Consider the following 18,123-nt stretch of genomic DNA (forward strand, 5'->3'; position numbering starts at 1 on the left):
CGCCTGCGCATCCGCATGCTGTCCCTCACCGGGGGCCTATGTCGCCGACAAAGGTTAACAAAGGTTCTTATCCCATATGGATTGCGGCCATTTATCCCATATTTTTTGCAGGAGAGAGAAATCCGGCGATCGCGGGATGTCAGCTTTTGGATTCAAGGACCTGGAAGCGATCGGGGCGCAGATTGCGGCCGACATAGTCGAGCAGCCAGGCGCGGTGCGCGCTGCTGGCATCGCCGGCGGCGGCGATTCGTTCGCTCGCGCGGGCGGTGCCGACCTGGGCGTTCAGCAGCAGGCGGGCGCGATCGGGATCGAGGCCGCCATTCCTGAGGAATCGCGCGGCGTCGCCCAGCCCGAGATGATGGCCGAGATAGGCGATCTCCGCGATCGCCTCCGCCCCCTCGCCCACGCGCAGCCCGCGTTTTTCGAGCTGGTCGATGTTGGACCGGGCATAATCGGCGATCGCGTTGATCGAGGCGTCGCCATCGTAACGCAGCGCCAGCAAGGCGGAGCGGGCGTCGTCACGCACCTTGCCAGCGGCGTCCAGCCAGCCGTTGGCGCGCGCCACCGTGTTCAGCCAGGTGCCCGGCCGTTCGGTCTCCCCCTGCCAGGTGCCGGCGAGGAACTGGCCAAGGCCGGCGGCGCTGGATCGCGGGTTGCGCGAATATTCCAGCCAGCGCCCGTCATTGTCCCGCGCGGATTCGGCATTGACGATCGCCGCCAGCGCGGCGGCGGGAATGCCGGTGCGCGCGGCCGCCGACTGCAGCGTGGCACGATAACGCGCATTAGGGCCCAGGCCGCCCACCTCGCCAGCGTCCCCGTCGTCCCGACGGCCATCGCCATCACCATCGCGGCGCCGCGCGGACGCCATGTCGCGCCCGCCATCGCCATAAGCGATCGGGGGCTGGGAGGGTTGCGGCGACGCCATTGCCGGCGCGGCGCCCCGCGCGTCCAGCCCGCCACTGAACATCGCGATCAGCGAATCCAGGCTGAACTCGCTGCCCGCGCCGCCAGTGCCGGCCACGGCCGCGCCGTCGTCCCCGGTGCCCAGCGCCGCCTGCCACAGGCGGCTGGAAAGCTGCGCCCGCGCCTCGGCCAGGATCAGATCGGCCCGCTGGCGGGCATCCACCTGCTGGATGTCGCCGTGCGGGCCGTCCAGCCGCCCGATCATGGCGAGCGCCGCCGCACGGGCCCGCGGCCGAGCGCGAAAGCGGTGGCGGATCGATCGTCGAGCTGGGCCTGCTCCGCATTCTCCCTGGCTCGCTCGGCCTCGGTGCGGAAGCTGTCGGCCGCGGATTCGATCGCCTTGAACGAGCTGTAGGCCGCCATCGCCTTGTTGCGCAGCCGGCCGAGCTGGGCGTCCACCACGGCCTGGTCCTCGCGCAGGCGCGCCCGTTGCGCGCACATGCGTTCGACATAAGCATGGGAGGAAAACAGGATGTCGCCGGCCGCGATCCGCGCCTCGCGCTCCATCGCCGCCTCCACCTCGGCGCGGTTATTCTCGATCTGGACGAGCTGGCTCACCTGCACGCTGATCGCGACGCGCACGTCGTCGATCTCGCGCTGCTGCACGCGCATCGCGCCGTCATAGGGCGTCTTCATCGGGCTCCGGTCCCTCCATGATGGCGGCCAATGCGGCGAAGGCCTCGCCCGCATGGCCGCGTTCGTTCTTCGACTGGTTCAGCAGCGCCTCGATCCTCGGCGCCAGCAGCACCGCCTGATCCACCTCGGCGCTGGCGCCGGTGCGATAGGCGCCCAGCCGCACCATCTCCTCCATGTCTCCATAGGTGGAAAGCGTGCGGCGCGCGGCGAGACGCACCAGATTTTCTTCCTCGCTGTGCGCGTGGGGCAAGGTCCGCGACACCGATTTCAGCACGTCGATCGCCGGATAACGACCGCGTTCGGCGATCCGGCGGGTGATGACGACGTGGCCGTCCAGGATGCCGCGCACGGCGTCCGCCACCGGCTCGTTATGATCGTCGCCGTCCACCAGCACGGTGAACAGGCCGGTGATCGATCCCTGCCCGGCCAGCCCCGGCCCGGCGCGCTCCAGCAGGCGCGGCAGCTCCGCGAACACGGTGGGGGTATAGCCCTTGGTGGCCGGCGGCTCGCCGCTGGCCAGGCCGATCTCGCGCTGGGCCATGGCGAAGCGCGTGACCGAATCCATCAGGCACAGCACGTTCAGGCCCTGGTCGCGGAAATATTCCGCCACCGCCAGCGTGGTCCACGCCGCCTGCCGCCGCATCAGCGCCGGTTCGTCGGAGGTGGCGACCACCACCACGCTGCGGGCAAGGCCATCGGGGCCGAGATCGTCCTCCACGAATTCCTGCACTTCGCGGCCGCGCTCGCCGATCAGCCCGATCACGGCGACGTCGCATTGCGTCCAGCGCGCCAGCATCGACAGCAGGGTCGACTTGCCGACGCCCGAACCCGCGAACAGGCCCAGCCGCTGGCCGAGGCACAGCGGCGCGAAGATATCGAGCGCGCGCACGCCGGTCTCGATCTTGGCGCCCACGCGGGCGCGGGCGGAAGCGAGCGGCGGCATCGCCTTGATCGGGCGCGGCACGGCGCCCGCCAGCAGCACGCCCTTGCCGTCGACCGGGCGGCCGAGGCCATCGATCATCCGGCCGAGCCAGGCGGTGGAAGGGCGCAGCGCGAACTGGCCGGCGGCGATATCCGCCCGCGCGCCCGATGCGATGCCCTGCGGATCGCTGAACGGCAGGCAGTGGGCGATGCCGCGATCGAGGCCGGTGACTTCGGCCTCCACGGTGCCGCCGGGGGAAGCGACGCGGATGCGCGATCCGATCTGGGCGGCGCCGGCCAGTCCCTCCACCTCGATCAGCGCGCCGCGCACCGCCACCACCCGGCCGTAGCGGCGATCGGGCGAAAGCGCGCGCAGCCCCGCCTCGGCGGACGCGAGTGTCAGCACGGGCTGGGCCTCAGGCGGCCGTGGCCACCGGCCGGGCCATCGCCTCGGCTTCATAATCGATCAGCCAGCGGCAATCGGCCAGCGCGCGATAGAAATCGGATGTCGCCACCTTCTGGGCGAAGCTGATGCACACCGTCTTGGCTTCCGGCGATTCCAGCGCCTCCATCAGCGCCTGCACCAGCGTGACGATCGCATCCTGGTGGCGCTGCTGATCGGCGCTGTCGATATAGGCCATCATGCAGGCGAAATAGAGCCGGCGGGCCGGCGTGTTCGCCTCTTCCGGGCTCATCACGTCGCGGCCGCGCAGCAGCGTGACGTTGTTTTCGATGCACAGGTCCGTGCGGCCGGCGGCGCGCAGCACCGCGCCGTTGACGATGATCTTCTCGCCGTCGCGAAGGGAAATGCGGAGCGCCATGTCCTGCCTCAAATGCCGTTTCCCCTATTATAGGATGGCGATGGCGGATGCGGCCCCCGCACCCGGAAAATTTTGCCTATATTTGGTCGGCTTCTTCTCCCTCCTACAATGATCGATGGAACAGGCATGTGCCCCCACGGCCGCGCCCGTCACCACGCATAGGAGAATCATGTGAGCCTCTATTCCGCTCTTTATGCCGGCGTCTCGGGCCTCGGGGCACAGTCCACCGCGATGGCGACCGTCGCCGACAACATCACCAACGTGAACACCGTGGGCTACAAGGGCACCACCGCCCAGTTCAGCACGCTGGTCACGAACAGCGGCACCAAGAACAGCTATTCCGCCGGCGGCGTCTCCGCGGCCCCGCAGGCGATGATCTCCGCCCAGGGCCTGCTCCAGTCTTCGGGCAGCCTCACCGATCTCGGCATCGACGGCGCGGGCTTCTTCGTCGTGCGCTCCAGCGCCGATCCGAACGCGCCGATCGCCTTCACCCGCGCCGGCTCCTTCGTGCCCGACAAGAACGGGCAACTCTACAACACCGCCGGCTATTATCTGCAGGGCTGGCCGCTCGACGAGAATGGCAACTTCGTCAACAACGGCAACATGAACGCGCTGCGCCCGGTCGACATCAACGAGCTGAGCGGCGCCGCGCAGGCCACCACCAAGATCGCGCTGCGCGCCAACCTGCAATCCACCGCCACACCGCCGACGACGCCGCCTTACGCCGCGGCCGGCGACATGATGAACGGCACGGTGGAACCGCAGTTCGAACGCTCGGTCGACGTCTATGACGCGCAGGGCAATGCCCACACCGTCTCCTTCGCCTTCGTGAAGACCGCGACGAACGAATGGGCGGTGGAAATCCATTCGGAAGGCAATCTGCTGCGCAGCGGATCGCTCGCCTTCAACGGCGACGGCAGCCTCGACGTCGCGGGATCGACCGCCGGCCTGTTCGACGATCTCGCCGTCAACTGGGGCAACGGGGCCGATGCCTCGCCGATCTCGCTCTCGCTGGGCTCGCAGGGCGGGCTCGACGGCATCACCCAGTTCAGCAGCGATTCCTCGCTGCTCTCGTCCAGCGTGAACGGCGGCATCCTCGGCGCCGTCGCCTCGGTGAACATCTCCGACAGCGGCGTCGTCAGCGCCGTGTTCGAGGATGGATCGACCCGCCCGATCTACCAGCTCCCGCTCGCCACCTTCCAGAACCCGAACGGGCTGACGGCGGTTTCGGGCAACGCCTACATCACCTCGCTGGATTCGGGCACGCCTTCGGTCAACCCGGCCGGCTCGCTCGGCTCGGGCAAGATCGCGGCCGGCAAGCTGGAAGCCTCCACCGTCGATCTCGCCGGCGAATTCACCAACATGATCCGCTTCCAGCGCGCCTACAGCGCGTCCTCCAAGATCATCACCACGGTGGACGAGATGCTGCAGGAACTGGGCAACATGAAGCGCTGATCCGCCTGATCCCGCCCGCCTGAAGACCATGAACGCCAGAGGAAACCGCCCGTGTCACTGAACGACATCCTGAACACCGCCGTGTCCGGCCTGTCCGCGTCACAGGCGGCGATGCGGACGGTTTCCAACAATATCGCGAACGTCAACACGCCGGGCTACGCGCGCGAGAAGGTGGCGGCGTCCAGCACGGTCAGCGGCGGGCGGACCAGCGGCGTCTATGTCAGCGAGCCTTCGCGCGTCGCGGACAAGTTCCTGGAGAGCACGGTCTACAACCGGTCGGCCGGCGCCGGTTGGGCGAAGACCGCCTCTTCCTATTTCGACCAGCTCGAATCCCTGCTGGGCGGCGTGGGATCGACGACGGGCCTCGCCGCCCGCCTCGCCGCCGTCTCCTCGTCCGCCACGCAGATGTCGAGCCTGGAGGCGACGCCCCAGTCGATCGCCACCTTCACCGGCAATGTCGATGACATGCTGGACCTGCTGAAGCAGCTTCGCGGCGACACCAACGGCCTGCAGGCCAATGTCGAGTCCGAGGTCAATTATACCGTCGATCGCACCAACACGCTGCTGAAGCAGATCCACACGCTCAACGATTCCGTCGCGCAGCGCAGGGCGCTGGGGCAGAGCACGTCGGGCATCGAGAATGAACGCGCCGCCGCGATCGAGGAACTGAGCGGCCTGATGAAGGTCACGGTGCGCGAACAGCCGGACGGCCGCATGATGATCGAGGCCGACAGCGGCCAGGTGCTGCTCGACCGCCGGCTGCGCCAGCTCAGCTACAATAGCGGGCCGGGCGCCGCGCAGCCGCTTTATTCGGCGATCGACATCCGCTTCGCCAATAATGACGGCACGCTCGGCGCCTCCACCGGGCAGAAGATCGATTCCTCCGCGATCGGCGGCACGCTCGGTTCGCTGATCGACCTGCGCGACAATGTGCTGCCGGCCTATTCGGGGCAGGTGGGCGACCTGTTCTCCGCGCTGGCCGAGGGGCTGAACGCGGCCGCCAACGCCGGCACCACCGTTCCCGCCCCCGCCAGCCTGCAGGGACGGCAGACCGGGCTCGCCGGCACCGACCGGCTGGGCTTCACCGGCGCCGCCAGCTTCGCTGTCATGGGCGCGGACGGCACGCTGCTCGCCAAGGTCGATGTCGATTTCGATGCGCTGGGGCCGACGGCCACGGTGGACGACGCGGTCGCCGCGATCAATGCCGGGCTCGCCGGCTTCGCCACCGCCTCCTTCGTCGACGGCCGCCTCAGCATCGCCGCCGATGCCGCGCCCAACGGCGTCGCCGTGGCGCAGGCCGAAGCCAACCCCGCCAACCGCGCTGGTGTCGGCTTTTCGCATTATTTCGGCCTGAACGACGTGATCCGAAGCGATAGCGGCGCGATCACCCCATCGGGCTTCACCGCCGCCGACGCGGCCGGCTTCGGCGCCGGCGAGACCGCCGAGGTCGTGCTGCGCGACGCCGCCGGCCGGCCGATGGCGAGCTATACCTACACCGCCACCGGTGGCGAGACGTTCGGCGATGTCATCGCCCAGCTCAACGCCAGCCCGCTTTCCGGCCATGGCAGCTTCGCGCTCGACGATCGCGGCCGCATCCAGTTCACCCCCAATGCCTCGAGCGCGGGGGCGAGCATAACGATCCCGGCCGATTCCACCAGCCGCAACGGATCGGGCCTGTCCTTCTCCGACCTTGCCGGCAAGAGCGCGGTGGACGGCGCCTTCATCCGGCCCGACATCCTCGACAACACCGCCAACCTTCCCCTCGCCCGGCTGAACCTGGGTGCCACCATCGGCGAGAAAGCGATCGGGCCGGGCGATTTCCGGGGCGCCGGCGGCTTCGTCGACAGCCTGACCAAGGCGATCGACCTCGGCAACAAGGGCAAGGCATCGGTGGACGCGATCACCAGCCAGTTCATTGCCGGCATCGCCACCAAGTCCGCCCAGTCGCAGACCAACCTCGATGCGGCGAGCGCGCGGCTGAGCGACGCCGTCGGCCGGCGCGACAATTTCGCGGGCGTGAACATCGACGAGGAGCTGGCCCAGATGGTGGTGCTCCAGAACAGCTATTCCGCCGCCGCCCGGGTCATGACCACCGCCAGCAGCATGTATGACACGCTGCTGGAGATGGTGGGCTGATCCCCGCCAGCCGCCACCGTCCTCCAGGGAGACAGTCATGAACCGCGTAGCCACTACCCAGCTCAACAGCGTGATGATGGGCAGCCTGCAGCGCACCCAGTCGCTGCTCGCCGCCGGCCAGGCCCAGCTCGCCACCGGCAAGAAGGCGCAGAATTATTCGCAGCTCGGCGGGGATGCCATCCGCGCCCTTTCGGCCAACGCCCTGCTGGAACGGCAGGAAGGCTACAAGGCGTCCGCCGGCAACACCACGACGACGCTGAAATTCTACGACGCGAACCTCAGCGACCTCGAAAAGTCGATGACGAACCTGCGCCAGAAGGTGATGGATTCGCTCGGTATTTCCGATGGCCGCGATCTGGCCGCCAACATCGAGGCCGCGTTCGACGACTTCAAGACCATCATGAACACGAAGGTGAACGGCCGCTCGCTGTTCGGCGGCTCGCAGACCGATACCAAGCCGCTCAAGCCGGAAACGCTGTCCGACACGATCGGCCTCGATCCGGCCGATGCCTTCGCCAACGATCAGGTGCGCGGATCGGCCCGGGTGGGTGACGATCTCGATGTCGAATATGGCATCGTCGCCAGCGATTTCGCCGGCAAGTTCATCGATGCGTTCGGCGCGCTCGCCGACCTGGGCGAGCTTTCCAGCCCGCTCACCGATGCGGAGCGCACCGCGCTGTTCGCCGCCGTCGATACACTCGACGCGGGGCTGACGGACGTGCGCACCGTCAATGGCGAGAATGGCCGCAAGATGGCCTATGTTGAGCAGATCGGCAAAAGGGCGGAAGATCGCTCGATGCTGATGACCGAGGTGATCGGCGAGACCGAGAATGCCGATCTCGGTCAGGTCGCCGTCGACATGGCGCAATATCAGCTCACCCTCGAGGCATCCTATTCGGTGTTCGCCCAGCTCAACGGGCTTTCGCTGGTCAATTATCTGCGCTGACGGACGGGCCGGCCCTTGCGGGGCCGCACCCCTCCCCCGCCTGTTTGCTTACCGCGGGTCGCAACCGTCGGCAGCAAGGGCGCCTCGTCACGGACGGGGCGCCCTTTTCCTTTGGGGGCGTGGCATGACGCACCCGCCTGTTTCGTCCCCGGCGCTTCTGCTACCGCCGGCCGATGACGCTCCGCATCACGATACCCGAAACGCCGTCCGACGCCGATCGCGAGGCCATTCTCGCTCCCTTGCGCGCCTTCAATGCCAGCCGCGCGGGCGACCCCGGCCTGCGCCCGGTGGCGATCCTGCTGACGGACCAGGCCGGCCGGGATGTCGGCGGCCTGTGGGGCAAGATCGCCTATGACTGGCTGTTCGTTGAACTGCTCGCCGTGCCGGAGGAGTGGCGCGGCGGCAATTACGGCAAGGCGCTGATGCAGGAAGCCGAAAGCATCGCCCGCGCCCATGGCTGCGTGGGGGTGTGGCTGGACACCTTCGAATTCCAGGCCCGCGGCTTCTACGAGAAGCTGGGATTCGAGCTGTTCGGCGAGTTGGGGGACCATCCGGTGGGCCAGCGCCGGTTTTTCCTGCGCAAGCGGCTTCAGGAACCGGCTGCGCAGATGCTCGGAAATCGCGGCTGAATTTGCCTCATCCGTGGATGGGCTGCCGGGTGGGACAGATCACCCTTAGGCAACGCTCCGCCTCCTCCATTCCCCGTGCCCCATAAGGGTGGCCCCACAAATCCCCCTCCAAACCGGGTAGTTCTACCGATTGGCCCTCCGGGGCGCTTTTGCGAGACTCGCGCCAACGGCTCCACAGGATCCGGGGAGTTCGCCATGAAGCGTGCCGGTTTCACCCTCGCCGCCCTCCTGCTCGCAGCATCCTGGGGGCGAGCGGCCTTGGCCCAGAGCGAAAGCGGCCAGAACGACGCCAACAATCCGCTGACGCCGAAGATCACCTTCAACATACACGATTATTACGTGCCCAAGCTGACCGACGTGCCGGACGAGGATGCCAACCAGCTTCTGTTTCGCGGGCTGATCCCGCACAAGACCTTCGGCCGCGGGCAGTTGCTGCGCTTCACCCTGCCGCTCGTCACCACGCCCACAGCATCCGGCCACGCCACCGCCTTCGGCGATCTCACGCTGATGGACATCATCCCCTTCAAGTCCGGGAAGATGGAGCTGGGAGTGGGGCCTCTGCTCGTCGCCCCCATTGCCGGCAAGCACGTCACCGGCAGCGGCAAGTGGCAGGCCGGCGCCGTCGGCCTGCTGATCGCGCCACAAAAATGGGGGCTTATCGGCTCGCTCCTCACCTACCAGCATTCCTTCGCGGGCGACGACGACCGGCCCGAAACCTCGCTGATGACCTTCCAGCCGCTGCTGATCTACAACCTGCCCAAGGGCTTCTACATGCGCTCCACCGGCACCTGGACCTTCGATCTGGAAAAGGCCGGCGACTATATTCCGCTGGGCCTGGGCGTGGGCAAGGTATGGCAGGTGGGCAAGACCACCATCAACGGCTTCGTCGAACCGCAATATTCGGTCTGGACCAACGGCGCCGGCACGCCGCAATGGCAGATCTTCGTCGGCCTCAACTTCCAGTTCGCCCTCGCCGCCAAATAGCGGATCGGGCCGTGCCCGATAGGCCTTACGCCCCCCTGGGGCCGGGCGTTGCGGCCTTGCCGGCGGGAATCGGCCCGGCATCGACCAGCTCGGCGATCTCGCCGGCCGGGCTCACGCTGGGGATGGCGGCCATCGCGCGCGATATCGCAGCGGGGTCGACCGATCCCACCGTCCCGGTCAGCATCTCGAACACCGGCGCGGTCGGCAGGCCCTGGAAGGACGCGGCATAGTGCGCCCGGAGCGCCGCCAGCCCATCCTCCTGCCCCAGCATCGCCAGGGATACGGCATAGCGGAGCAGCACCGCCTGATCGACGTCGCTGATCCTGCCGGCGCGCGGCAGCGTGGGCGCCATCTCGCTGGCCAGCGCCGCCCAGTTGCGGTTCTTCCACAATATCTCGACCCGCAGCGGGCCGGCGCCCGGCACGTCCTGCAGCACGGCGAACGCCTCGTCCACCTTGCCGAGCTGGCTGAGCGCCACCGCCTCCACCCGCTTACGGGCGTGGATCATCTCGTCGGTATAGGGGTTGGCGGCCGTCCTGCGCAGCGCCGCCAGCGCGCGATCGGGGCGCGCCGCGAGGATGTGGAGCGTCGCTACCTTCACCGAAAGCGGCCCCTGCGCGATATCGCGGGTGCGCACGAAAAGCTGGTGCTCCAGAAGATCGCCGGCGCGGGCATAGAGGCCGGAGGCCTGCAGCCTGTCCGCCAGCCGCGTCACCAGGAAATCGCCTTCGGCGCCGCTGGGCGCAAGATCGCGATAATCCCAATAGAGCCCGGCCGCCTGATCCAGCGGCAGCTTGCTGGCGGGATCGAGCGCGGAGGCGAGCTTCGCCTGCAGGCCCGGAACGAAATCCGGCCCCTGCCGGCTGGGCTGGAAGAAGCGGAACAGGGTGGCGCCGGTGCTGAGCGCGCCCTGCAGATTGTCCATCTCGCTGTTCAGGCGATAGCTGAGGCGCAGCGCCCGTTCCTCGACCTGATCGCCGCGCCACACATAGCGCAGGGCATCCAGCTTCTTCAGCGCGGCCGCCGGCGTCAGCGCATGGCTGGCGGTTTCCGCCTCGATCAGGCTGAGGCGCGCATCCATCCGCTGGCCCATCGTGCCGCTCTTCTCCACCCGGGCGAAGCGCAGCCGCGCCTCGTCCGACTGGCCGAGCGCCAGATAGGCACGGCCGCGATAGAGATTGGCGGCGGGATCGCGATCGGGGGTCAGCGCCAGCCAGCGCAGCGCGAAATCGGGGCGGTTGCTTTCCACCGCCGCCCGTGCGGCCGCGATGATGAAGGGCTGGCGCGCGTCGCCCTTGCGGGCGTCGATCGCCGCCTTGGCGCAGGCCACCTGCCCCATCGCCGCTTCGGCAAAGCCGGTTTCGGCCAGCGTGCGCAGGCGCCAGGCACAGGCTTCGGGATTATTGACGAGGCCCGGCGCCGTCAGCAGCGCGAAGGCATCGGCCGGGCGCGCCATCATCGTCAGCGCGGTGGCGCGCGCGAGGTTGAAGGCATCGACCATGGCGAGATCGGGATCGTCCTGGCGCATCACGTCCAGCACGCCGATCGCCTCGGACCCGCGCCCGCGCCCGATCAGGCTGCGCGCATAATCCCAGCGCGCCTGCTGCCGGCCGGAGGCGGAGGCCCGCGCCAGCATCCGCCAGGCCACGTCCTCCGATATGATCTTCCAGGCAGCGGGCATGGAGATGTCGGGCTGCTGGGCGAGATCGGCGGCGAAGCCCGGCAGGCGCGCCATCTGCGGCGGCGCCGGGGTGGAAGCGATCGCGACATCGTCCTCGGCGGCCGACGCGGCGATCGGCGCCGGGGGCGGCGGAACCGTGGGCGCCGCGAGCGCCGCGGCGGAGGCGAGCAGCAAGGGCAGCTTCATCACGGCTGCACCTCGAACAGGCCGAAGGCGCCGATCAGCGCGCCGCCGATGCCGCAGCCCAGGATGAACAGCAGGGCGAGCGCGATGGTCGGCAGCCCCGTCGCGGCCGGCGGATCGATCAGCGCGTCGACGGCGTCGGCGGTGGCGGCAACGATCTCGCCCGCGGCCGCGTCATCGGCTTCCCGGTCGCCGCGCCGGCGGCGGGGGATCGCGGTCGTTTGACCCGAGGATACGACCCTGACTCTCTCGGGCTGCTGATCGCGGCTCATCTAGGCACCTGCTTCACACATTTTCATCCTATTATAGGAGATAAGAGCGCGCCGCCGGATTCGCGGCCCAACAATTGAGCAGGCCGAACCGCCTGTTGCGGAGACCTAGATGCGCAAGACTGTCGTGACCGCAGCCACCGCTCTTTCAGCGATGACCAGCGGCAGCGTCGCCGGCGCCGCCGATGCCGGATCGCCAGTGGCGGGCGGCGAATCCCATTTCGTGCAGATGGACCGGATCGAAACCCCGATCTTCAGCCCCAGCCGGATCGAAGGCTCCTTTCAGCTCTCGCTGGTGCTGGAGGCGAAGGATGCCGCGGCGGCCAGCGCGATGCAGGATGAAATGCCGCGCCTGCGCGCCGCCTCGCTTGCCGCCACGCTGGAATTCGCGCGCCTCTATGCGTCCGAACTTACCGCCGTCGATGCCGAACGGCTGAGCGCGGACGTCACCGCCTCCCTCAAGCGCGTCAATCCGGGCATCGCCCGCGTGCTGATCGTGAAGGTCGCCGCCCTGCCCGTCGCCTGACCGGCTTCGGCCGGGCGATCCGACCGACCGATAAGAGAAAAAGCCCCGGTCCGGCCTCGTGCCGAACCGGGGCTTTTTCATTCCCGCTTGCCGCCCGGCGATGCCGCCCAGGCGTGAAGCCGCCTAGCGCGCCGCCAGCCCGCGCGGCGCAGCACCATTCGGGCGCCGCGCCGGAGGCTGCTGCGGCTGCTGTTCCACCACCACGGGCTGGAGCTGGCGCTTGCCCGCCAGCGCCATGCTGAGCTGCACGGCAGCATTGGGCGTCATGTTCGATACGATCATCGCGGTCGAACGCTCGCGCATCCGCCGGGCGATCTCGGTCTGCACGTCGAGATCCAGCCGCTCGAAGATCACCGCCGCCTTGGCGGGCTTCATCGTCTGGTAGATGCGGGCGAGATCGTCGTAGGAATCATTGCCATCGCCGCCCTGGGCACCGCCGCGCCCCGAAGACGACGCCGACTGCGCGGCTTCCGCTTGGCGCTGGGCGAGATCGGCCTTCAGCCGCGCCTCGCTGGCGCGCAGCGCCTGTTCGCGCAGGTCGAGCCCGCGCTTCTGATCGGCGATCGCCTGATCGCGCTCGCGCACGCTCTGCTGGATCGATGCCCCCAGCCGGCTGGCCGGCGCCGGCTGCTCGGCCGTGGGGGCCGCGACCGCCACGGCATTGGCGATGACGGAAAGGCCCGCCACGCCGGCGGTCAGCGACAGGAGCGAAGGCTTGCGCACCAGATCGCGGACCACGCCGGGAAGCTGCCCGGCCACCCCGCTCATGCGCGAGAAAAGCGAAGGAGGCGGCGCCATCACGCGGCTTCCGCCACCGTCTCGGCGGGGATCGCGCCGTCATCGGCGACGGCCGTCACCGCCGGACGCGGACGCTTCGGCTTGGAGCGCGAGCGCTTGCGCGGCGCGGCGCGCACGACCGGCTGATCGATCGCCGCTTCGGCCGCGGCCTCGGCGATGGCCTCGGCAACGACATCCGCTTCGTCGGCCGGCAGATCCTTCCGATCGGATGCGGTGGCGGCGGCGTCCATGATCCGTTCGGCCACGGCATTGCCGATGCCGACCATCACCGAAAGCTCGTCGCGCAGCGCCTCGCCCGAAGCGATGACGCGCGCATTGGCGGCGCCGTCGGTGGCCAGCAGCGTCTTCAGTTCGCCCAGCACCGCGCGGGCCTGGCCGGTCGCGCGATCGAGCTGCGCCACGGTCTCGCCGAGATCGCCCGACTTGATCGCCCGGAAGCTGCGCATCATCCGCGTGCACTGCACCAGCACCGCCGCGCACAGCAGCGTCAGAAGAAGATTGGTGAAGACGGCGAAAGTCATTTGGGGAAGCCTTTCGAAATGTCGGTCGCAAGCCGGATGGCGATGTTGCTGCAGCGCTGGCCGATATGGGCATGACCCAGCGGCACGCCGCCGCAATGCACCTCCAGCGGATCGTCCGGCCCGCGATTGAGCGCGAGCGTCTGGCCGACGGCCATGTTCATCACGTCGTGCAGGCGCATATGCTTTTCGCCCAGCACGACATCGACGACGACCTCGGTATTGAAAAGTTCGGCCGCCATATGCGCTTCCCAGATCCGGTCGCGGCCCAGCTTCTCGCCCATGAAGCGCTGGAGCAGCTTGGTGCGGACCGGCTCGATCGTCGCATAAGGCAGCAGGATGTTGAACTTGCCGCCGCGCCCTTCCATGTCGACGCGGAAGGTGGCGACCGCGGCGATGTTGGAAGGGCCGGCGATCGCCGCGAAGCGCGGGCTGCTCTCCACGCGCTCCAGCTCCATCGTCACCGGCTCGATCGCCTCGAACGAGGCCGAGAATTCGTCGAGCGCGAGCTGGACCATCTTCGACACCAGCATGGTTTCGATGGTGGTGAAGGCGCGGCCGTCGATGCGGACGGCGCCGCCGCCCTTGCGGCCGCCGAGCAGCGCATCCACCACGGCGTAGATCAGGCTGGAATCGACGGTGACGACACCGTAATTCTCCCATTCCTTCACCTTGAACACGCCGAGCATGGCGGGCAGCGCCACGCGCTTCATGAACTCGCCGAAGCGGACGGAGGTGATCTCCTCCAGGCTGACGTCGATCGCGTCGGACGTGAGGTTGCGCATGCTGGTGGCGAAGGTGCGCACCATGCGTTCGCACACCACCTCCAGCATCGGCAGCCGTTCGTGGCTGATCGTGTTGGATTCGATGACGGCCTTGAGCCCGCTCTTCTGCGCGGGTTCCAGCGCGGCATCGAAGCCGAACAGCGCGTCGATGCCCGCCTGGTCGAACGTGACTTCGGCCCCGACCGGCAGCACCGGCGGTTCGGGCAGGGCGAAATCCTCGAAATCGTCGCCGCCGCCGCTCATTGCTGGACGAGGTCCTGGATCAGCACGTCGCGGACGACGCCGACGCCGAGCACATTGGTCGCGCGCGACATCATCTCCTCCTTCACGCGGAACACCGCCGCCGATCCGTTGAGGTCGTCCGGCCGCAATTCGCGAAGGAAGGGCTGGAGCGCATCAAGGATCACCGGCAGCTTCTGCCGCACCTTCTCCGACTTGCCGGCATCGGCCGCGACGATGATGAAGCGCAGGTTGAGGAAGCGGGCCTGCGCGTCGCTGCTGCGCAGGTTCACGATCATCGGCGGCACTTCGACATAGGCATCGCTGCCCGCATCCCCAGCGGCGGAGGCCACGTCCTCGCCCTTGTCGCCGCCGATCAGTGCATAGCCCGCGACCCCGCCGCCCAGCACCAGCGCGGCGACGGCGCCGGCGATGATCTTCGCACGCTTGCCGAAACGCCCCGCCGGCCTGGCCTCGATCGGCACCGCTTCACTGATTGCATTGCTCTGCACGCATTCACTCCCTTGGAGCCGCCGGTCCCGGCCCGCCTAAATCGGCAGGCGGCGCACCGGGAACCGGATTTCCCTCCTATTATAGGATGAGCGTGCGGCAACTTTTGCCTGGCGCCAAATAAGGTCTCGATTTTTCCGAGGTGGGTTGATGGACGTCTCATCCTTTGTGCTGCTCAGCCATGAACAGGCGCTCAGGCGGCGGCTGGACGTGACCGCGAACAATATGGCGAACACCTCCACCGTGGGCTTCAAGCGGGAACAGCCGCTGTTCCACGAATATGTGGAGAAGACGAAGGAAGCCCCCGTCGAGGACGCGAAGAAGACGAGCTTCGTGCTCGATTACGGCGCCGTCCACGATGCGAGCCAGGGCGCCTTCCAGGCGACGGGCAACCCGCTGGACGTGATGATCGACGGCCCAGGCTACATCAATGTCGAGGCGCCGGGCGGCGGCGTCGCCTATACGCGCGCGGGCTTCATCAAGATTCTGGAGACCGGCGATCTCGCCACCTCCGGCGGGCAGCGCATCCTCGACGAAAATGGCCGCGCCATCAACGTGCCGGACGACCAGAAGACGATGGTCACGATCGCCGGCGACGGCACCGTGATGGGCCGCGACGGGCCGCTCGGCCGCATCGCCATCACCACCTTCGACGAGATCAACGTATCGCCGCGCGGCGACGGGCTGATGGAAGGCACGCGCGGCCGCGTGCTCACCGCGCGCGAGGCCAGGCTGAAGATCGGCGGCGTCGAGGCATCGAACGTGCAGCCGATCGTCGAGACGACGACGATGATCGATATCCTGCGATCCTACCAGACCAGCATGCGCATGACCGAAAGCCTGAACGACATGCGCAAGCAGGCGATCGACAAGCTCGGCCGCGTCAACTGATCCCCCTTCAATTCCTTCACTGAAAGGTTGAACCCATGCGCTCTCTTTCCATCTCCTCGACCGGCATGCTCGCGCAGCAGACCAATGTCGACGTGATCTCGAACAACATCGCCAACATGAACACGACCGCCTTCAAGCGGCAGCGCGCCGAATTCCAGGATCTGCTCTACCAGCAGGTCTCGCGCCCCGGCGCCTCCACCAGCGCGGACGGCACGCGCGTGCCCTCGGGCATCCAGATCGGCGCCGGCGTGCGCACCGGCGGCGTCTATCGCATCTCCGAACAGGGCGCGATGACGCAGACCAGCAACCCCTACGACCTCGCCATCGACGGCGAAGGCTATTTCCAGATCACCATGCCTTCGGGCGAAACCGCCTATACCCGCGCGGGATCGTTCCAGGTTTCCGACCAGGGCGAGCTGGTGACGACCGACGGCTATCGCATCGAACCCGCCATCACCATTCCGCAGGGCGCGGTGGACGTGGTGATCTCCAAGACCGGCGAGGTCCAGGTGAAGATGGCCGATCAGACCGAGCTGCAGACCGTCGGCCAGCTTGAGCTTGCGACCTTCGTGAACGAAGCCGGGCTGGAGGCCATGGGTTCCAACCTGTTCCTGGAAACCGCCGCATCGGGCCAGCCCAACGTCGCCATTCCGGGGGAGCCGGGCTTCGGCGTGCTGAACCAGGGCTTCCTGGAGGCGTCGAACGTCAATCCGGTGTCGGAGATCACCGCTCTCATCACCGCGCAGCGCGCCTATGAGATGAACAGCCGGGTGGTGAAGACCTCGGACGAGATGCTCGCCACCAGCGCGCAGCTTCGCTGACGATCATGGCGCTGCTGCTTTCCATCGCGCTGGCCGTGGCGGGCGCCCCGGCCCCGGCCGCCGCCCTGCCCGCTCCCCCGCCCGCCACGGTGCAGGCGCCGGTGCTGGCGCGCACGATCGAGAAGGGCGAGCTGATGTCCGCCGCCGATTTCGAGACCGCGCCGCTCGCCCCCAATGCGGCGCGGGGCGCGCTGCCGCCGGCCGCCGCCGCCGGCAAGGAAGCCGCACGCCGGCTGATGGCGGGCGCGATCGTGAAGGGCACCGATATCGTGATGCCGCGCCTCGTCCGCCGGGGCGAGGCCGTCACCATCGCGGTGGTTTCCGGCGGGCTGACGATCACCGCCCCCGGCCGCGCGCTGACCGACGGCGGCAAGGGCGATGCCGTGCGCGTCGTCAGCCTCAGCACCAACCGCACGCTGGATGCCGTGGTCGACCAGCCGGGCCGCGTCCGCATCGCCGGGCAATGAAAGGGTCAAGGGACATGAAACGCATCGCATCGGCGCTGATGATCGCCACCCTGCTTTCCGGCTGCAGCGTCGCGGACCGGCTCGCCAATGTCGGCCGCGCGCCGAAGATGTCGCCGATGGACGATCCCACCGCGCCGATCATCGAACCGTCGCTCGGCAACCAGGCGGCCGCCCACCGCGCCGGCCAGGCATCGCCGCCCGAACCCCAGCCGACGGGCGCCTCGCTGTTCCGCACCGGCGCGGGCGCCTTCTTCCGCGATCAGCGGGCATCGCGCGTGGGCGATATCCTGACGATCCGGATCAACATCCAGGATCGCGCCAGCTTCGACAATTCCACCGCGCGCACCCGCGACGGATCGGAAAATGCCAGCCTTGGCCGCCTGTTCGGCCTGGAACCCGGCAATCCGGAGCTGGTGGGGGCCAATTCGGCTTCCAAATCGACCGGCAGCGGCAACACCACCCGCAGCGAACAGATCAACATGACGATGGCCGCGCTGGTGACGGGCGTGCTGCCCAACGGCAACCTGCTGATCCGCGGCCGGCAGGAGATGCGCGTCAATTTCGAGCTGCGCGAGCTGATCGTCTCCGGCGTCGTCCGGCCCGAGGACATCGCCCGCGACAACAGCATCGCCCACAGCAAGATCGCCGAGGCGCGAATCAGCTATGGCGGGCGCGGCCAGCTCACCGACGCGCAGCAGGCCCGCTGGGGCCAGCAGATCTACGACGCGCTGTTCCCGTTCTGAACGCAGGGGCCGGGGAGGAAACTCTCCGGCCCTTCGATTCCCTGGAAAGGCCCGAGCCGGGCGACGGAACAACGTCGCTCGGTTTCTTATATTTCATGGTTGCCAACGGCTTAATCTGGAAGCTGTGGTGCCCAGGGACGGAATCGAACCGCCGACACCGTGATTTTCAGTCACGTGCTCTACCAACTGAGCTACCTGGGCAGGAAGCGTTGGAGCGCGGC

At 68.1% G+C, this 18,123-nt stretch carries 20 protein-coding genes and 1 tRNA gene; 10 read left to right on the forward strand and 11 right to left on the reverse strand.

Annotation, left to right across the window (positions count from 1 at the left end; all coding sequences use genetic code 11):
* Window positions 1-139 precede the first annotated feature (139 nt).
* From G432_RS06800 to G432_RS06815, 4 genes are read right to left on the reverse strand one after another with little or no spacing between them, the layout of a single operon-like run.
* Complete coding sequence (locus G432_RS06800) at window positions 140-1,168, reverse strand: hypothetical protein (protein ID WP_015458087.1); 1,029 nt, start codon at window positions 1,166-1,168, stop codon at window positions 140-142.
* Window positions 1,165-1,599, reverse strand: coding sequence for a hypothetical protein (locus G432_RS06805; protein WP_015458088.1), 435 nt, complete (start codon window positions 1,597-1,599; stop codon window positions 1,165-1,167). The genes G432_RS06800 and G432_RS06805 overlap by 4 nt, the downstream gene beginning before the upstream one ends.
* Window positions 1,583-2,926 carry a flagellar protein export ATPase FliI gene (gene fliI, locus G432_RS06810; RefSeq protein ID WP_015458089.1) on the reverse strand — a complete coding sequence of 448 codons (1,344 nt, stop codon included), beginning with the start codon at window positions 2,924-2,926 and terminating at the stop codon, window positions 1,583-1,585. The genes G432_RS06805 and fliI overlap by 17 nt, the downstream gene beginning before the upstream one ends.
* A gap of 10 nt (window positions 2,927-2,936) precedes the next feature.
* Window positions 2,937-3,341, reverse strand: coding sequence for a flagellar biosynthesis repressor FlbT (locus G432_RS06815; protein WP_015458090.1), 405 nt, complete (start codon window positions 3,339-3,341; stop codon window positions 2,937-2,939).
* 171 nt (window positions 3,342-3,512) lie between these two features.
* Here G432_RS06815 and flgE point away from each other — a divergent pair, with 171 nt between their 5' ends.
* The 5 genes from flgE to G432_RS06840 all read left to right on the forward strand — a co-directional run bounded on the left by flgE (window position 3,513) and on the right by G432_RS06840 (window position 9,491).
* Entirely contained in the window at window positions 3,513-4,796 is a 1,284-nt protein-coding gene (gene flgE / locus G432_RS06820; RefSeq protein WP_015458091.1) for a flagellar hook protein FlgE, read from the forward strand.
* A gap of 51 nt (window positions 4,797-4,847) precedes the next feature.
* On the forward strand, window positions 4,848-6,932 hold the full coding sequence (gene flgK / locus G432_RS06825) for a flagellar hook-associated protein FlgK (protein WP_015458092.1): 2,085 nt from the start codon (window positions 4,848-4,850) through the stop codon (window positions 6,930-6,932).
* A 37-nt stretch (window positions 6,933-6,969) separates the two neighbouring features.
* Window positions 6,970-7,878 (forward strand): flagellin, encoded by a 909-nt coding sequence (locus G432_RS06830; protein ID WP_015458093.1) that lies wholly within the window; start codon window positions 6,970-6,972, stop codon window positions 7,876-7,878.
* Between the two features lie 173 nt (window positions 7,879-8,051).
* Complete coding sequence (locus G432_RS06835) at window positions 8,052-8,507, forward strand: GNAT family N-acetyltransferase (RefSeq protein ID WP_015458094.1); 456 nt, start codon at window positions 8,052-8,054, stop codon at window positions 8,505-8,507.
* A gap of 195 nt (window positions 8,508-8,702) precedes the next feature.
* A complete protein-coding gene (locus tag G432_RS06840; RefSeq protein WP_015458095.1) occupies window positions 8,703-9,491 on the forward strand; it encodes a hypothetical protein in 789 nt (262 codons plus the stop codon).
* 25 nt (window positions 9,492-9,516) lie between these two features.
* On the opposite strand, the gene G432_RS06845 is transcribed toward G432_RS06840, so the two are convergent.
* Together G432_RS06845 and G432_RS06850 are read right to left on the reverse strand one after the other, a co-directional pair.
* On the reverse strand, window positions 9,517-11,358 hold the full coding sequence (locus tag G432_RS06845) for a hypothetical protein (protein ID WP_015458096.1): 1,842 nt from the start codon (window positions 11,356-11,358) through the stop codon (window positions 9,517-9,519).
* A complete protein-coding gene (locus G432_RS06850; protein WP_015458097.1) occupies window positions 11,358-11,627 on the reverse strand; it encodes a hypothetical protein in 270 nt (89 codons plus the stop codon). The genes G432_RS06845 and G432_RS06850 overlap by 1 nt, the downstream gene beginning before the upstream one ends.
* 109 nt (window positions 11,628-11,736) lie before the next feature.
* Between G432_RS06850 and G432_RS06855 the strand changes: the two genes are divergently transcribed.
* The gene (locus G432_RS06855; RefSeq protein ID WP_015458098.1) at window positions 11,737-12,150 is read left to right on the forward strand and encodes a hypothetical protein; all 414 of its coding nucleotides are present in this window, start codon (window positions 11,737-11,739) and stop codon (window positions 12,148-12,150) included.
* A 123-nt stretch (window positions 12,151-12,273) separates the two neighbouring features.
* Here G432_RS06855 and G432_RS06860 read toward each other — a convergent pair whose 3' ends face one another.
* Genes G432_RS06860 through G432_RS06875 form a run of 4 tightly spaced genes read right to left on the reverse strand, consistent with a single transcriptional unit; the run spans window position 12,274 to window position 14,982 of the window.
* Complete coding sequence (locus G432_RS06860; RefSeq protein WP_015458099.1) at window positions 12,274-12,948, reverse strand: MotE family protein; 675 nt, start codon at window positions 12,946-12,948, stop codon at window positions 12,274-12,276.
* Window positions 12,948-13,469, reverse strand: coding sequence for a DUF6468 domain-containing protein (locus tag G432_RS23695; protein WP_015458100.1), 522 nt, complete (start codon window positions 13,467-13,469; stop codon window positions 12,948-12,950). Before G432_RS23695 ends, G432_RS06860 begins: the two co-directional genes overlap by 1 nt.
* Complete coding sequence (gene fliM, locus G432_RS06870; RefSeq protein WP_015458101.1) at window positions 13,466-14,494, reverse strand: flagellar motor switch protein FliM; 1,029 nt, start codon at window positions 14,492-14,494, stop codon at window positions 13,466-13,468. The genes G432_RS23695 and fliM overlap by 4 nt, the downstream gene beginning before the upstream one ends.
* Entirely contained in the window at window positions 14,491-14,982 is a 492-nt protein-coding gene (locus G432_RS06875) for a flagellar basal body-associated FliL family protein (RefSeq protein ID WP_015458102.1), read from the reverse strand. The genes fliM and G432_RS06875 overlap by 4 nt, the downstream gene beginning before the upstream one ends.
* Window positions 14,983-15,130: 148 nt before the next feature.
* Between G432_RS06875 and G432_RS06880 the strand changes: the two genes are divergently transcribed.
* Genes G432_RS06880 through flgH form a run of 4 tightly spaced genes read left to right on the forward strand, consistent with a single transcriptional unit; the run spans window position 15,131 to window position 17,902 of the window.
* Complete coding sequence (locus tag G432_RS06880; protein ID WP_015458103.1) at window positions 15,131-15,871, forward strand: flagellar hook-basal body complex protein; 741 nt, start codon at window positions 15,131-15,133, stop codon at window positions 15,869-15,871.
* 35 nt (window positions 15,872-15,906) lie between these two features.
* The gene (gene flgG / locus G432_RS06885; protein ID WP_015458104.1) at window positions 15,907-16,692 is read left to right on the forward strand and encodes a flagellar basal-body rod protein FlgG; all 786 of its coding nucleotides are present in this window, start codon (window positions 15,907-15,909) and stop codon (window positions 16,690-16,692) included.
* 5 nt (window positions 16,693-16,697) lie between these two features.
* Complete coding sequence (gene flgA, locus G432_RS06890; protein WP_015458105.1) at window positions 16,698-17,159, forward strand: flagellar basal body P-ring formation chaperone FlgA; 462 nt, start codon at window positions 16,698-16,700, stop codon at window positions 17,157-17,159.
* 14 nt (window positions 17,160-17,173) lie between these two features.
* A complete protein-coding gene (gene flgH / locus G432_RS06895) occupies window positions 17,174-17,902 on the forward strand; it encodes a flagellar basal body L-ring protein FlgH (RefSeq protein ID WP_015458106.1) in 729 nt (242 codons plus the stop codon).
* Between the two features lie 125 nt (window positions 17,903-18,027).
* Here the strand turns inward: flgH and G432_RS06900 are convergent.
* Window positions 18,028-18,103 (reverse strand) — tRNA-Phe (locus G432_RS06900).
* Window positions 18,104-18,123: the final 20 nt, after the last annotated feature.

It is taken from the genome of Sphingomonas sp. MM-1 (genome assembly GCF_000347675.2).
GTDB classification, from domain to species: domain Bacteria; phylum Pseudomonadota; class Alphaproteobacteria; order Sphingomonadales; family Sphingomonadaceae; genus Sphingomonas_E; species Sphingomonas_E fennica.